Origin of the sequence: Stenotrophomonas maltophilia, assembly GCF_900186865.1 — a bacterium.
Classification (GTDB): Bacteria; Pseudomonadota; Gammaproteobacteria; order Xanthomonadales; family Xanthomonadaceae; genus Stenotrophomonas; species Stenotrophomonas maltophilia.
In genome coordinates this window covers 346,575-360,785 of record NZ_LT906480.1, presented here as the reverse complement: position 1 = coordinate 360,785, position 14,211 = coordinate 346,575, and the positions used below count along the sequence as shown (strand labels likewise).

Here is a 14,211-nt window from a genome sequence, read left to right as displayed (position 1 = left end):
TCAACGCACCCCGGTATGGCCGAATCCACCCGTTCCCCGCACGCTGTCGGTGAAAGTATCCACCACCTGCAGGCTGACGCGGGCAATCGGCACGACCACCAGCTGCGCGATGCGATCGCCCGGCTCGATGGTGAAGGCCTCGCGGCCACGGTTCCAGACGCTGATCAGCAACGGGCCCTGGTAATCGGCGTCGATCAGGCCGGTGCCGTTGCCGAGCACGATGCCGTGGCGATGGCCCAGCCCGGAACGCGGCAGGATCACCGCGCACAGGTGCGGATCAGCGATATGGATGGCCAGGCCGCTGGGCACCAGCGCGGTGTCGCCCGGCTGCAGGGTCAGCGCGGTATCCAGCGCCGCGCGCAGGTCCATGCCGGCGCTGGCTTCGGTGGCGTAGGCGGGCAGCGGCCAGCTGTCGCCGAAACGCGGATCAAGCAGCTTGACCTGCAGCGGTTGGGAAGTGGAAGCCTGGGTCATGCCTGGAGTCTCCGCGCGATCAGCGCCAGCAGTTGTTCGGCCAGCTCGCGCTTGGAGGTGGCCGGGAATATCTGTTCACCGTCCTGCCAGAAGGCCGTGGCGGCATTGTTGTCGCTCTCGAAACCGCCGCCACTGATGCCGACCTGGTTGGCGATCACCAGGTCCAGGCGCTTGTCGACCAGCTTGCCACGCGCATATTTCTCCACGTCGTGGGTCTCGGCGGCGAAGCCGACCACCAGCTTCAGCGACTGCGTCTGTGCAGCGACTTCGGCGAGGATGTCCGGCGTGCGCACCAGCTCGATCACCAGCGACTGGCTGTCGGCGGTCTTCTTCAGCTTCTGCGGCGCGACCTGGCGTGGCGTGTAGTCGGACACTGCGGCAGCACCGATATAGATGTCGGCCGGCAACGACTTCAGCACGGCATCGCGCATCTGCGCGGCCGAGCGCACGTCCACGCGCTGCACGCCGGCTGGCGTCGGCAGCTGTACCGGACCGCTGACCAGCACCACCTGGGCGCCCATCGTCGCGGCGGCCGCGGCCAGGGCAAAGCCCATCTTGCCGCTGCTGCGGTTGCCGACGTAACGCACCGGATCGATGTCTTCATAGGTCGGGCCGGCGCTGATCAGCAGGCGAAGGCCCTGCAGCGCGCGGGTTTCCGGTGCGACAACCGCCGCTGCAGCACTGCCATTGGCAGCCAGCGCGGCAACGATGTCGCCCGGTTCGGCCAGACGGCCGGGACCGGATTCGCCTTCGGCCAGCGGACCGTCGACCGGGCCGATCACCTGCGCGCCGCGCTGGCGCAGCAGGGCGATGTTGGCCTGGGTGGCCGGATGCAGCCACATGCGGTGGTTCATCGCCGGGCAGATCGTCAGCGGCGCGGTACTGGCCAGGCACACGGTGCTGACCAGATCATCGGCGTGGCCCTGGGCCAGCCGGGCCAGCAGATCGGCGGTACCCGGGGCGACCACGATGCGGTCGGCCCAGCGGGCCAGCTCGATGTGGCCCATGGCCTGTTCGGCGGCGCTGTCCCACAGCGTGGTGCGGGTGGGCTGCCCGGACAGGGCCTGGAAACTGAGCGGAGTGACGAACTGCTGTGCTCCGGCGGTCATCGCCACCTGCACCTGGGCACCGGCGTCGCGCAGGCGCCGCACCAGTTCCAGGGCCTTGTAGGCCGCGATCCCGCCTCCGACGCACAACAGCAGTTTCTGACCTTCCAGCGCGCGGGCCGGCGCGGGGGAAGCGTTGGGGGAGTCAGCCACCTGGAATTCCTGTGCAAACGAGGGCGCTAGCTTACCCGATGGTCGGTAATGTCCCGGTGCAGGGCGCACATAGCGGGCGGCTATCAGCAGATGGAGTCCGTCTCCGTTGACCCGGGATTCACCCGGTATCAGTTTCGGACCTTTCCTATACCTCTACGGGTCTGCGCTTTTGCAGAATCAGACATTGGCTGCCGCCCGCCGTGGCCTGTCCGACCTTCGAGGAGCCGCGTGCATCCGCGCATCATCATCGCCGACGACCATCCCGTGGTCCTGCATGGCATCCGTATCGTGCTGCAGACCTACCTGATGGACATCGTCGGCAGTGCGCGCGACGGCGCCCAGCTGCTGGAGCTGGTGGATCACCACGACTGCGATGCGGTGCTGACCGACCTGTCGATGCCGGGTGCCGGTCCGGACGGTCCGGAGCTGATCGACGCGCTGCGCATGCGCCGCCCTGGCCTGCCGGTGGTGGTGCTGACCGGCGCCCGCCATCCCGGCCTGCTGGACAGCCTGCTGCGGGAGGGTATCAGTGGCCTGGTCGACAAGTGCGCCGATTTCGCCGAACTGCCCCACGCGCTGAACGCCGCGCTGGCCGGGCAGGTATTCGTCTCCCAGCAGCTGCGCCACCACCTGCAGGCGCGCGACCTGCTGTTTCCGCGTCAGTCGGCGCCGTTGTCGGCACGCGAACAGGAAGTGCTGGAGCTGCTGGCAGCCGGCCTCAGCGTGAACGAAGTCGCCGAGCGCTGCGGGCGCAGCCCGAAGACCATCAGCCGGCAGAAGGCCGAAGCCAAGCGCAAGCTGGGCCTGCAGAACAACCAGGAACTGTTCGACTACCTGCAGACCCGGCGCGGTTAGGGCATTGGGACTCAGCCAGCTGGAGCGGCGCAACCAGGGGCAGAAAGGACAATGTCTGCCAAGGGCACCTCCGACGATACCCGCCAGGGAACCTGCTCCTCGCCTCCCTTGCGGTGCCCAAGGCCAACCAACACGCGTCCGTCCGGGCTGACCAGAGAGCCCTCCCAACGGGTATCTTCAGGGAGCTCCACAGGAAGTGCCTGCAGCCAGTCTTGCAGACGACACACGCCATTGCTGCGCGTCCAAATCAGTGCCTGATTCGAAAACGGCTCGCTTCCCAGCAGGATTCCGCCCTGCAGATCCATCCACACGATCGACATTGGCTCGTAGCGATCGATCCCTGCCGCCTGGAGCGACTGCGCCGAGGCGATCTGACCAATCTGGAGCGTGTCATCCGGCATGGGGACAAGCGAGGCAGGGTCGATTTCATCGTTTCGCCACCGGATCCGCATGGGCATCGCGGGATCGCCTGGTTCAGGCCCGTCGACAAAGAAAATGCCATGGATGACAGCCGGATCCGGGTCGAAATGGGTAGGACGTGTACCGTCGGCTCCTTCAGGCGCCGGAAGAATGCGATAGCCCCCTGCCTCGCTCCACAGGTAGGGCTGCTCGCTATCCGGTGAGTGGTAAAGGTACTGCGCTCCCCCGACGACTGTCCCATCAGCGTTCATCGCCAGGCCTTGGTGGGATTCACTGACCGGGGTAACCGCAACCCGTTCGCCCCCACGCAACCAGCGGAGAACCTGCATCGCGGTCGAGATTCGGGTCTCCACCAGGATGATCTGACCATCCCTGCTGATTGCCCGAGCCGAACTGTCCTCTGCCTCGTTCCGCGGTGACAGCCAACGGACGCCATCCTGACGGGACCATCGGAATGCCTGCGAGAAGCAGCATCCGCGACGCCCAGTCCCCGCCAGTACAGCGCCATCGAAGCTTGCCGCCACGACGGCAACTCCGCTGTTGGCCAACGAGGGCAGTTCCTCGTAGGTCGCCGCAGCGTCCCCAGCCCCCGCCGGACCAGGCAGCATCGAGGTTGAAAGAATCAGGATCAGGGAAAGTCGCTTCATCGGGTCTCCCAAGCACACCGTTGAAGTCTAGAGAAGGCGATCAGTGGATCCATTGAAGTTTGTTGCAAATCTGCCTGGTAGGCATCGACTGACCCCTCTCATCCCGGTTTCCTGATTTCGGTGGTGGGGCCAAACGTCCAAGATTGGGGCCATGCCCATCCACGACTGGCCCGAACAGGAACGCCCCCGCGAGAAGCTGATCGCGCGCGGGCCCACGGCACTTTCCGACGCCGAACTGCTGGCCCTGTTTCTCGGCTCCGGGTTCGGTGGCCGCGATGCCGTGCAGACCGCGCGCGACCTGCTGCAGGCGCACGGCCCATTGCGGGTACTGCTCGACCGCCCCGCCGCCGAGCTCGCCCGCCTGCCCGGGCTCGGCCCGGCACGCAGTTGCACGCTTGCTGCCGGGCTGGAACTGGCCCATCGCTACCTGGCGGCCGAGCTGGAGCACGGCGAGGCGGTTGGCAACAATCCGGCGGCGGTCGGCCGCTACCTGCAGCACCGGCTGCGTGGCCAGGCCCGCGAGGTCTTCATGGCCCTGTTCCTGGACAACCGCCACCGCCTGATCGCCTGTGAAGAGCTGTTCCACGGCACCATCAACGCCGCACCGGTCTACCCCCGCGAAGTGGTGCGGCGCGCCCTGCTGCACAACGCGGCGGCGGTGATCCTCAGCCACAACCACCCTTCCGGCGATCCGGAACCCTCCAGCGCCGATACCCGCATCACCGACGAACTGCAGCAGGCGCTGGCGATGGTGGACGTGCGCCTGCTGGACCACTTCGTGGTCGGCGAGGGTCGTCCCGTTTCATTTGCTGAACGGGGCCTGCTATCCCCGCCCCAGCCGCGGCTGTTCGGCTGAGCGCGGCCCTTCAGGCGCCATCGGCCGCCCCCACAGGCATGTTCTGGTCAGCGTGGGCGCGGGTATCTGCGCTAAAATGGGCGATTCCGCCGCTCATTCTCACAGCAGGCCTCGTGAAAAATCTCCTCCGCGCCCTGATCAGCCAAGGCATCGAAGCCTTGCGCGCCAATGGCACCCTGCCCGCCGACTCCCTGCCGCCGGACTTCGTGGTCGAGCGCCCGAAGACCCGCGACCACGGTGACTTCGCCACCAACGCCGCGATGCTGCTGGCCAAGGCCGCGCGCAGCAATCCGCGCGCACTGGCGCAGGCGCTGGTCGAGGCGCTGCCGCGCAGCGAGGACGTCAGCAAGGTCGAGATCGCCGGCCCCGGCTTCATCAACTTCCACCTGGCCCCGGCTGCGTACCAGCGCGAAGCCGCGTCGGTCATCAAGGAAGCCCACGACTACGGTCGCAACCTGTCCGGCAATGGCCGCACGGTGGGCGTGGAGTACGTGTCGGCCAACCCGACCGGCCCGCTGCATGTCGGCCATGGCCGCGCGGCGGCGATCGGCGACTGCGTGGCGCGCGTGCTCGATGCCAACGGCTGGAACGCCAAGCGTGAGTTCTACTACAACGACGCCGGCGTGCAGATCGAGAACCTGGCGCTGTCCACCCAGGCACGGATCAAGGGCATCGCGCCGGACCAGGACGGCTGGCCGGAAGGTGGCTACCGCGGCGAGTACATCGCCGACGTCGCACGCGCCTACATGGCCGGCGCCAGCGTCGACCTGGAAGGCAGCACCGTGGTCGGCGCCAAGGACCCGGACGACATGCAGGCGATCCGCCGCTTCGCCGTGGCCTACCTGCGCAACGAGCAGAACCTGGACCTGGCCGCGTTCGGCGTCGACTTCGACATCTATTTCCTGGAAAGCTCGCTGTACGCCGACGGCAAGGTAGCCGAAGCGGTGGCCAAGCTGCAGGCGTCGGGTCATACCTATGAAGAAGGTGGCGCGCTGTGGCTGCGCAGCACCGACTTCGGTGACGACAAGGACCGCGTGATGCGCAAGTCCGACGGCACCTTCACCTACTTCGTGCCCGACGTGGCCTACCACCTGTCCAAGTGGCAGCGCGGCTACGAGCGCGCGATCACCGAGCTTGGCGCCGACCACCACGGCTCGCTGGCCCGCGTGCGCGCCGGCCTGCAGGCGATGGAAGTGGGCATCCCGCAGGGCTGGCCGGAATACGTGCTGCACCAGATGGTCACCGTCATGCGTGGCGGCGAGGAAGTGAAGCTGTCCAAGCGTGCCGGCAGCTACTTCACCCTGCGCGACCTGATCGAGGAAGCCGGCCGCGATGCCACCCGCTGGTTCCTGATCGCGCGCAAGCCCGATTCGCAGCTGACCTTCGACATCGACCTGGCCCGCCAGCAGAGCAACGACAACCCGGTGTTCTACGTGCAGTACGCGCATGCCCGCGTCTGCAGCCTGCTGCGCCAGGCGCAGGAGAAGGGCCTGGTGTACGAGCAGGGCAACGGCCTGGCCAACCTCGGCCGCCTGGCCGACGACGCCTCGCTGCTGCTGATGAACGAGATCTCGCGCTATCCGGAAGTGGTGGAAGCGGCCGGCGTGGCGCTGGAACCGCATCTGGTGGCGCAGTACCTGCGTGAATTGGCGCACGCGTTCCACACGTGGTATCACGGAACGCCGGTGCTGGTGGAAGATGCCGCCGATCGCAACGCCAAACTGACCCTGGCCTGCGCGGCGCGCCAGGTACTGGCCAATGGCCTCGAACTCCTGGGCGTCAGCGCCCCGGAAAAAATGTAAGCATCAGGAGACGCAGTACACATGGCAGCACGACGCGGCAAAAGCCAGGCACGACGCAACAGCGGCAGCCAGGGCACCCCCGGATGGGTGTGGCTGGTGGCCGGTGTAGCGATCGCGGCCGTGGTGTTCCTGGCGGCGCCGAACCTGTTCAAGGGCGAGGGCGATGGCTTCCTGCGCGCCGGTCCGCAGCCGAACCCGAACGCGCAGCCGGCCCCGGTCGCCGATGCCGACAGCGATGTCGGTACCCAGCCGGCCGCGCAGCCGGCTGCGCCGAAGCCGGCCGAACCGGAAAAGCCGGCCGCCACCCAGTACGACTTCTACACCCTGCTGCCGGGCAAGGAAGTCGAGATGTCCGACGCCGAACTGGCCGCCAGCGCGCGTGCCGAAGACCAGCGCCGGGCCAAGGCGGAAGCGCAGCGCGCGCAGGCGGCACTGGAAGGCAAGCCGGTTCCGCCGGCGACCACGACCGCACCGGCACCGGCGGCCACCGCCAGCGTGTCCAGCACCGCGCAGGTGACCGCCACCAGCCGTCCGCTGCCGGCACCGCTGAGTGAACGTCCGGCTGCGGCAACGCCGCCGGCCAGCACGGCCTCGACCAGCACCGCCGCCGCCACGCCGGCAGCGCGCGCGGAAACCGCAACGGCAACGGCGGGTACCCCGGCCACTGCCGCACCCGCGGCCGCCGACAACGCCCGCTATATCCTGCAGGCAGGCGCCTTCGGCGCCTCCGGCGATGCCGAAGCAACCAAGGCCAAGCTGGCGATGATGGGACTTGCGGCACGCGTGGAGTCAGCACAGATCAACGGCAAGACCGTGTACCGCGTGCGCATGGGGCCGTATGGCAGTGCCGGTGAACTGTCCGAAGCCAAGCAGAAGCTGGATGGCACCGGCCTGCAGGCGATGGCGATCAAGGCCCAGTAAGCCTGCCGCTGTGAATGAAAAAGCCGGGCATTGCCCGGCTTTTTCTTGTTTCTGCAGAGTCGAGCCATGCTCGACTCTGCAATCGGCGGTCAGCCTTCGCGGGCGACCTGGAAACCGGCGAAGGACTGGCTGACCGGCATCAGTTCCAGGCGATTGATGTTCAGGTGCGGCGGCAGGCTGGCCACCCAGAAGATCTGTTCGGCGATGTCTTCGGCGGTCATCGGGTTGGCGCCGTTGTAGAGCTTGTCCGACGCCGCCTGGTCGCCGTGGGTACGCACCACGGTGAACTCGGTTTCAGCCATGCCTGGTTCGATCGTGGTCACGCGCACGCCGGTACCGTGCAGGTCCGAACGCAGGCCCAGCGAGAACTGGCTGACGAAAGCCTTGGTGCCACCGTAGGCGTTGCCACCCGGGTACGGGTAGACGCCGGCCACCGACGAAATATTGATGATCGCGCCCTTGCGCTCCACCAGCTGCGGCAGCAGGCGGTGGGTCAGGGTCACCAGCGCGGTGATGTTGGTGTCGATCATCGTGGTCCAGTCCGACAACTTGGCGCTCTGTGCCGGCGCGGTGCCCTGCGCCAGGCCGGCGTTGTTGACCAGCAGATCGATCTCGCCAAAGGCCGGCGGCAGTGCCAGCAGCGCCGCTTCCATCGCAACCGGATCGCGGATGTCGAAGGCGGCGGCATGCACCACGTCCTTGCCGTAGCGATCGACCAGCGGCTGCAGGCGTTCGCCGCGGCGGCCCGTGGCGATCACTTTCCAGCCGGCCTGGGCGAAGCGGTGGACGGCGGCGGCGCCGAAGCCGGACGTGGCGCCGGTAATCAGGACAGTGCGGGTCATCAGGCAACTCCAGGGGGAAAAACCGGACGCCCATTCTGGCACCGTCGGCCCGCCCTTGCGTTGTCGATGCCGCCTGACCACGCCCGAGGCGTGCACGGCTCAACGCACGCGAAACACCCTGGCCTTGGGCAGGTCTTCGTCGACCTGCAGGAACCAGCGCCCGGCAATTCCTGGAACAACGGCGATCTGCGGCGACTGCAGCACCTTGCGCAGCTTCATCTGCCCCTTCATCACCTGCCATTGCTGGCCGTTATCAAGGGTGAACAGCGTGCCGGGCTGCCAGCCTGCGACCTCTCCGACCACGCGTGCATTGACCGGTCCTTCTTCCAGGCCCAGATGCATTGCTGCCGGTGCCGGCACATTGGCAGGCAGCGGCGCAGCGGCGGGGGCCACCGCTGCCGTCGGCCCGGTGGCCGCGCGCTCTGCCTCGCGCAGTACCCGGTTCAGCGCCTGCAACTGCGCTTGACTGAGCCCGACCTCGGCCAGTTGGGATGCACTCAGGCGGCGCTCGACGGGTACGAAGCGGTCCTGGGCGAAGGCAGCGAAGCTGCTGGCGAGCAGCAGTGCGGAAAACAGATACCGGCGCATGCAAGGGTCTCAGCGAACGAGTGCCCACGATGCTGCAGTTCGATGACACTCCGGTGACACGCCAGGGGCCGCTACAATTGGACCATGATCAACAACGATGTCCTGCGCAGCGTGCGCTATTCCCTGGACCTGGGCGACCACCACGTGGTGACCCTGTGCCAGATGGCCGACCCGGCCTTCGCCGTGGATCCCGAACAGGTGAAGGCCTGGCTCCGCCGCGAGGACGAAGTCGGCTTCGAAGCGATGAGCGACAGCGCGCTGGCGCACTTCCTCGATGGCCTGATCGTGCACCTGCGCGGTCGCGACGAGAGCCAGCCGCAGCGCGCGGTGGAAACCCGCATCGACAACAACCTGGTGCTGAAGAAGCTGCGCGTGGCGTTCCAGCTGCGCGACGTCGATCTGATGGAGATCTTCGCCAGCGCCGGTTTCAACGTCTCCAAGTCGGAAGTCGGCGCGCTGTTCCGCCAGCCCGGGCACACCAATTACCGGCGTTGCCTGGACCAGATGCTGCGCAACTTCCTCAAGGGCCTGAGCCTGCGCCTGCGCGGCTGAGCACGGCCTCGACGAACGCCCGCGCCGCCGGTGTCGGCAGCCGCTGCCAGACCAGGTGCACGCGGCGGGTCGGGGTCGGCTGCAGCGGAATCCGCACTACGCCCTTGAAGCCTTCGGCGATCAGCGCCGGCACGATGCCAACCGCCAGACCATGGCGGACGAAGCGCTCCACCAGTTCCATCAGGTTGACCTCGAAACGCACCGTGTGCGGCAGGCCAGCGGCGACGAAAGCATCGTCGGTCTGCCGCCGCGCACCGGTGCCGCGCGGGAAGTCGACCAGCGCCTCGTCCTGCAATTCGGTCAATGGCAGCCGCTTGCGCCTAGCCAGCCGATGCGAGGGGGCCAGCACCGCCACCAGGTCTTCTTCCTGCAGCATCTGGTGGCAGACCCCGTCCAGGCCGGCCGAGGGCGCCAACCCCACCAGTGCAACATCCAGGTCACGCGACTGCACCTGCGCGATCAGGTCCTCGCTCTTGTCCACCCGCAACTGGAATTCCACCTGCGGGTGCGCCTGCTGGAACGCGGCCAGCATCGCCACCACATCGATATCGGTCAGCGAGGAGATCTGCCCGATCGCCAGCAGCCCGCGCACCTCGCCACTCACCGCAGCCACATCGGCGCGCAGGTGGCGCAGGCTGACCAGCACCTGGCGTGCGTGCACCAGCAGCGCCTCACCCGCTGCCGTCGCCCGCACCTGCCGCGGCAGGCGCTCGAACAGCGGCGTGCCCAGTTCCTGCTCCAGGTAGGCAATCTGGTGGCTCAACGCGGACTGCACCACATGGCAGCGTTCGGCGGCACGGGTGAAATTGCCCTCCTCGGCCAAGGCAACGGCAAACTCGAGCTGTTTGAGATTCATCCAATTATCTCGTTTCCAGATGGCATGGATGATGATGATTCATTTCCATCATGTCCGCAGCAGGTGGACACTGTGCCCCCCGCTTCCTGGAACACCGCGTGAGCCCGTCCCTCCCCCCCCTGCACCGCTGGCAGGTGCTGCTGATGTCCGTGGCTACCGGCGTGGCCGTGGCCAGCAACTACTATGCGCAGCCACTGCTGCACACCATCGCCGACGCCTTCGGTGTGCCGTTCGGCCAGGTCGGCATGGTCGTTACCGCCGCGCAGCTGAGCTATGCCGCCGGCTTGATCCTGCTGGTGCCGCTGGGAGACCTGTTCGAACGCCGCCGCCTGATCGTGGTGATGAGCCTGCTGTCGGCCGGCGGGCTGGTGATCAGCGCCTGTGCACCGTCGCTGACCTGGTTGCTGGTCGGCACCGCGATCACCGGCCTGTTCTCGGTGGTGGCACAGGTGCTGGTGCCGTTCGCCGCTACGCTGGCCGCGCCGGAACATCGCGGTCGCGTGGTCGGCACGCTGATGAGTGGCCTGCTGCTGGGCATCCTGCTGGCGCGCACCGTGGTCGGCCTGCTTTCCAGCCTGGGCGACTGGCGCCTGGTGTATGCGATCGCCGCTGCCACCCTGGTGCTGACCGCACTGGCATTGCAGCGCGGTCTGCCGCGATTCCACCACAGCGCCGGCTTGGGCTATTTCGCATTGCTGCGCTCGATCGGCGTGCTGTTCGTGCAGGAACCGGTGCTGCGCCAGCGTACGCTGCTGGGCGCCTGCAGCTTCGCCATGTTCGCGATCTTCTGGACCCCGCTCGCGTTCCTGCTGGCACAGCCGCCGTATGCCTACAGCGACGCCACCATCGGGCTGTTCGGGCTGGTCGGCGCGGCCGGCACGCTGGCGGCCGGCCTGGCTGGCCGCATGTCCGACCGTGGCCAGACCGGGCGCGCCACCGCCATTGCACTGCTGCTGTTGCTGCTGTCGTGGCTGCCATTGGGGCTGTCGGCACACTCGCTGCTGGCGCTGCTGGTGGGCGTGGTGGTGCTGGACCTGGCCGCACAGCTGTTGCACGTCAGCAACCAGAACCTGATCTACGCGCTGCAACCGGCGGCACGCAACCGCCTCAATGCCGGCTACATGACCGGCTATTTCATCGGCGGTTCGCTGGGTTCGCTGCTGTCTGCGCAGGTCTACCAGCGCTTCGGCTGGACCGGCGTCTGCGTGGCCGGCGCTGCCGTGGCTGCGCTGGCCCTGTTGCTGTGGCTGCCCGGCGCGCTGCGCGCGCGCCAGGCGTCGCTGGCCGACTAGAAGCTGCCCTGCAGCGCCAGCTCCCATCGCCCACCGGCGTTGCCGGGGAACAGGCGCTTGGCCGCACTGTCGGTGTCATGCACGGTGGCGCGCAGTTCCCATGCCGTGGCCAGCGAGGCGATGGCACTGAGCTGGCCATGCAGGTAATCCGGACCCTGCGCGGTGGCCAGCCAGTACTGGCCCACCGCCGCTTCCAGGCGGAGGCGTTCGTGCAACGGCACACGCACACCCAGCTGGGCATAGGTACCGCGATGGCCACCGGCCAACGCATCGTTGGAATGGGCGACCTGCAGCCAGGCGCGCTGCTTCCAGGTCACCGTGGTGTTGAGCTCGGTCCAGTCCAGCGCGCGGCCGGTGCCCGGGTACACGTAACGGGTCAGGTTGGCATCCAGGCTCCAGTCCGGTGCCAGTGCGCCGGACCAGCCCGCCACCAGGTCGAACTCGCTGCGCGCGCCATTGTCCGGCTTGAACGAAACGTTGGACCCCCACACGCTGGCGTACCAGCCCGCTGGGATCGAGACCTTCGCGCCGGCCTGCACCGCCGGGTCGCCGTCGCTCTGCGAGCTGCCGCGCCATACGTAGTCACTGGTCAACTCCGCACTGCCACTGACCTGCACCTGTGCCTGCGCGCTGCCGATCCCGAGCAGCCCTGCCAGGGCGGCCACCAGCGCCGCCATCATCCCCTTGCTGTTCACTGCACTGTGTTCCTCGTCGAAGGCGGTCACGCCGCCGGGAACGCAGTGTCGAGGCGAGGGCCGTAACGGATCGAGGGTGCTGCCGGGCCCGTGGCGCAAATTCGGCGTAAATCCCGTGGACTGCGGCCAATGCCAGCAGCGCGGTATCATGGCGCCCTGTTTCCAGGAACCAACCGCGTGGACGCCATCCTGACTCCGGTATCGATCGGCGAGCTGATCGACAAGATCACCATTCTCGAGATCAAGGCCGAGCGCATCGACGATGCCGCCAAGCTGGCCAACGTCCGCACCGAGCTGGACGGCCTGCTGCCGTTGCTGCAGCAGCTGCTGCACGCACAACCGGCACTGGCCGCGCTGAAGCAGCAGCTGAAGGTGATCAACGAGCGCATGTGGGACATCCAGGACCAGCTGCGCGACAAAGAAGCGGCCCAGGTGTTCGACGATGCCTTCATCCAGCTGGCACGCGGTGTCTATGGCACCAATGGCGAGCGCGTGCAGGTGAAGAACGAGATCAACCGCGTGGCCGGTTCGGCCCTGGTCGAAGAAAAGCAGTACCAGGGCGAGTAACCCCGCCTCAATCAGCGTCGATCAGATGGCGGAACCGGAACAGCTCGCCATCGTTGCGGATGCCCAGCTTGCGGTATGCCGCTCGTTTCTGCGTGCTGATGGTGCTGGCCGCACGCCCGCTGCGGCGTGCCATCTCGCCGGTGCTGCAGCCACGCAGCACCCACTGCAGGACAGCGCGCTCGCGCGTACTCAACCGTGGTGAACGCATGGACTGCTGGCGCTGCCGGCGGGACTGGTTCAACTGTGCACGCAGCTCCGGCGGCACGAAGCGCCCGCCGCGGGCGACCACGCTCACTGCGCGCAGCAGCATCTGCGGCGCGCAGGCCTTGGACAGGAATCCGCGCGCACCGGCCTGCAGGGCCAAGGACACGACACCCGCGTTGCAGTGTGCGGACAGCACCAGGATCGGCACTGCCGGCCAATGTCGTGACACGTGCCGCAGCAGTTCCAGGCCTTCCCCGCTGTCACCGATCGGCAAGGCGTCAACCAGCAGCAGATCGATCGCAGCTGCCTGCTGCTGCAGGCGCTGCAGCAGATCACCGCTGCGGCCATAGCTTCCATCGACCTGCAGGCCCGCCTGCCGGGCCAGCAGTTCCTGCACGCCATGCCGCAACAGTGGATGCGGATCCAGCAGCAACAAGCGGCAGGGAGAATCGCGGGGCGAGGGAAACGGGGGCATCGTTGCATTCCTGCAGGACAGGCCACTCACCCTAGGGCGCAGCCGACGCCTGCGGAATCCAATTCGTTGCAATGCCGCCCGTCCACCTCAACACGGTCAGGTAGCGTTTGCCCAGCCGGAAACGCAACAGGCCCGGCATGGGCCGGGCCTGTCGAGGCATCTTCAGCGCGCAGGCGCGCCGAGGAAGCAATTACCAGCTGAAGCGCGGGCCGACGGTGTATTCCTTGTCGCCGTGGCGGTTCATCTTCAACTCGCCGTTCAGGCCCCAGTTCTGGTTCAGCTTGACCTGACCACCCAGGCGACCGTACCACTGGCCGTCGATATCGACGCCGTGCTTCTTGGCGTAGTCTTCGTAGCCGACCATGCCGTAGACCTCGGCGTGGGCACCGAAGGCGGTGCGGATACCGGCTTCAGCGCTGTAGCCGTTGAAGTCCAGGCCGTGCTTGCGATCGAACTTCTGGTAGGCAACGCGGGCAACGAAGTCGGTCGACGGAGCGATTTCGACGTTGTAGCCGGCACCGACCTTCCACTGGTCAACCTTGATGTTGGTGTGGTCGACTTCCTGACGGCTGTATTCACCGAACGCGTGGAAGTTCGGCAGGAAGCCGTAGGAACCCTTGACGCCCCAGCCGTCAGCCTTGATGCCATCGACGTCGGTCTTGGCGTAGTCGGCTTCAGCGTAGTTGTACGACAGGTTCTCAGCAGCCGAAGCGGTGAACGGCAGGGCAGCGGCCAGGGCCAGAGCAATCAGCGAATTCTTCATGGGGGTACACCTTTACTTTCTTATGGTGTGCAGCAGCGCCAGGGCGCCATCGCATCGGGAATGTAAATTCTCCGTTATTCGCCACAACGCTCCCTGAAAACAGTGGTCTTCGCATTGCTGAATTTTTGGGCTTGATTCAGGCT

The 14,211-nt window shown here is 67.0% G+C and carries 16 protein-coding genes; 7 read left to right on the top strand and 9 right to left on the bottom strand.

All coding sequences use genetic code 11. The features are described 5' to 3' along the window. Complete coding sequence (gene dut / locus CKW06_RS01755; RefSeq protein ID WP_005407763.1) at positions 1 to 474, bottom strand: dUTP diphosphatase; 474 nt, start codon at positions 472 to 474, stop codon at positions 1 to 3. Further along, complete coding sequence (coaBC, locus tag CKW06_RS01750) at positions 471 to 1,733, bottom strand: bifunctional phosphopantothenoylcysteine decarboxylase/phosphopantothenate--cysteine ligase CoaBC (RefSeq protein ID WP_005407762.1); 1,263 nt, start codon at positions 1,731 to 1,733, stop codon at positions 471 to 473. The genes dut and coaBC overlap by 4 nt, the downstream gene beginning before the upstream one ends. A 228-nt stretch (positions 1,734 to 1,961) precedes the next feature. On the opposite strand from coaBC, the gene CKW06_RS01745 reads away from it, so the two are divergent. Then, positions 1,962 to 2,588, top strand: coding sequence for a response regulator (locus CKW06_RS01745; protein WP_024956365.1), 627 nt, complete (start codon positions 1,962 to 1,964; stop codon positions 2,586 to 2,588). Positions 2,589 to 2,599: 11 nt separating this feature from the next. On the opposite strand, the gene CKW06_RS01740 is transcribed toward CKW06_RS01745, so the two are convergent. Continuing rightward, the gene (locus CKW06_RS01740) at positions 2,600 to 3,655 is read right to left on the bottom strand and encodes a hypothetical protein (protein ID WP_024956366.1); all 1,056 of its coding nucleotides are present in this window, start codon (positions 3,653 to 3,655) and stop codon (positions 2,600 to 2,602) included. A 151-nt stretch (positions 3,656 to 3,806) separates the two neighbouring features. Here CKW06_RS01740 and radC point away from each other — a divergent pair, with 151 nt between their 5' ends. The 3 genes from radC to CKW06_RS01725 all read left to right on the top strand — a co-directional run bounded on the left by radC (position 3,807) and on the right by CKW06_RS01725 (position 7,234). Next, a complete protein-coding gene (radC, locus tag CKW06_RS01735; protein WP_005407759.1) occupies positions 3,807 to 4,511 on the top strand; it encodes a RadC family protein in 705 nt (234 codons plus the stop codon). Between the two features lie 113 nt (positions 4,512 to 4,624). Next, complete coding sequence (argS, locus tag CKW06_RS01730; RefSeq protein ID WP_012478915.1) at positions 4,625 to 6,313, top strand: arginine--tRNA ligase; 1,689 nt, start codon at positions 4,625 to 4,627, stop codon at positions 6,311 to 6,313. Between the two features lie 21 nt (positions 6,314 to 6,334). Continuing rightward, positions 6,335 to 7,234, top strand: coding sequence for an SPOR domain-containing protein (locus CKW06_RS01725; RefSeq protein ID WP_005407757.1), 900 nt, complete (start codon positions 6,335 to 6,337; stop codon positions 7,232 to 7,234). Positions 7,235 to 7,323: 89 nt separating this feature from the next. Here the strand turns inward: CKW06_RS01725 and CKW06_RS01720 are convergent, their stop codons facing one another. Both CKW06_RS01720 and CKW06_RS01715 read right to left on the bottom strand, forming a co-directional pair. Further along, positions 7,324 to 8,076 (bottom strand): SDR family NAD(P)-dependent oxidoreductase, encoded by a 753-nt coding sequence (locus CKW06_RS01720; protein ID WP_005411994.1) that lies wholly within the window; start codon positions 8,074 to 8,076, stop codon positions 7,324 to 7,326. A gap of 99 nt (positions 8,077 to 8,175) precedes the next feature. Next, complete coding sequence (locus CKW06_RS01715) at positions 8,176 to 8,664, bottom strand: hypothetical protein (RefSeq protein WP_024956367.1); 489 nt, start codon at positions 8,662 to 8,664, stop codon at positions 8,176 to 8,178. Positions 8,665 to 8,748: 84 nt separating this feature from the next. Here CKW06_RS01715 and CKW06_RS01710 point away from each other — a divergent pair, with 84 nt between their 5' ends. Then, entirely contained in the window at positions 8,749 to 9,216 is a 468-nt protein-coding gene (locus CKW06_RS01710) for a YehS family protein (protein WP_024956368.1), read from the top strand. On the opposite strand, the gene CKW06_RS01705 is transcribed toward CKW06_RS01710, so the two are convergent. Next, a complete protein-coding gene (locus CKW06_RS01705) occupies positions 9,185 to 10,072 on the bottom strand; it encodes a LysR family transcriptional regulator (RefSeq protein ID WP_024956369.1) in 888 nt (295 codons plus the stop codon). The two genes, CKW06_RS01710 and CKW06_RS01705, sit on opposite strands and share 32 nt — an antisense overlap. A 143-nt stretch (positions 10,073 to 10,215) precedes the next feature. On the opposite strand from CKW06_RS01705, the gene CKW06_RS01700 reads away from it, so the two are divergent. Further along, positions 10,216 to 11,364: an MFS transporter gene (locus CKW06_RS01700; RefSeq protein ID WP_327083331.1), complete on the top strand. Its 1,149-nt coding sequence runs from the start codon at positions 10,216 to 10,218 to the stop codon at positions 11,362 to 11,364. On the opposite strand, the gene CKW06_RS01695 is transcribed toward CKW06_RS01700, so the two are convergent. Further along, positions 11,361 to 12,059, bottom strand: a complete 699-nt coding sequence (locus CKW06_RS01695; RefSeq protein ID WP_024956371.1) for a TorF family putative porin — start codon at positions 12,057 to 12,059, stop codon at positions 11,361 to 11,363. The two genes, CKW06_RS01700 and CKW06_RS01695, sit on opposite strands and share 4 nt — an antisense overlap. A 129-nt stretch (positions 12,060 to 12,188) precedes the next feature. Here CKW06_RS01695 and CKW06_RS01690 point away from each other — a divergent pair, with 129 nt between their 5' ends. After that, the gene (locus CKW06_RS01690) at positions 12,189 to 12,626 is read left to right on the top strand and encodes a DUF6165 family protein (RefSeq protein ID WP_043035177.1); all 438 of its coding nucleotides are present in this window, start codon (positions 12,189 to 12,191) and stop codon (positions 12,624 to 12,626) included. A gap of 7 nt (positions 12,627 to 12,633) precedes the next feature. Here the strand turns inward: CKW06_RS01690 and CKW06_RS01685 are convergent, their stop codons facing one another. Next, a complete protein-coding gene (locus CKW06_RS01685) occupies positions 12,634 to 13,305 on the bottom strand; it encodes a response regulator transcription factor (RefSeq protein ID WP_024956372.1) in 672 nt (223 codons plus the stop codon). Positions 13,306 to 13,495: 190 nt separating this feature from the next. Continuing rightward, on the bottom strand, positions 13,496 to 14,068 hold the full coding sequence (locus CKW06_RS01680; protein WP_005407747.1) for an OmpO family porin: 573 nt from the start codon (positions 14,066 to 14,068) through the stop codon (positions 13,496 to 13,498). Between the last annotated feature and the right edge of the window lie 143 nt (positions 14,069 to 14,211).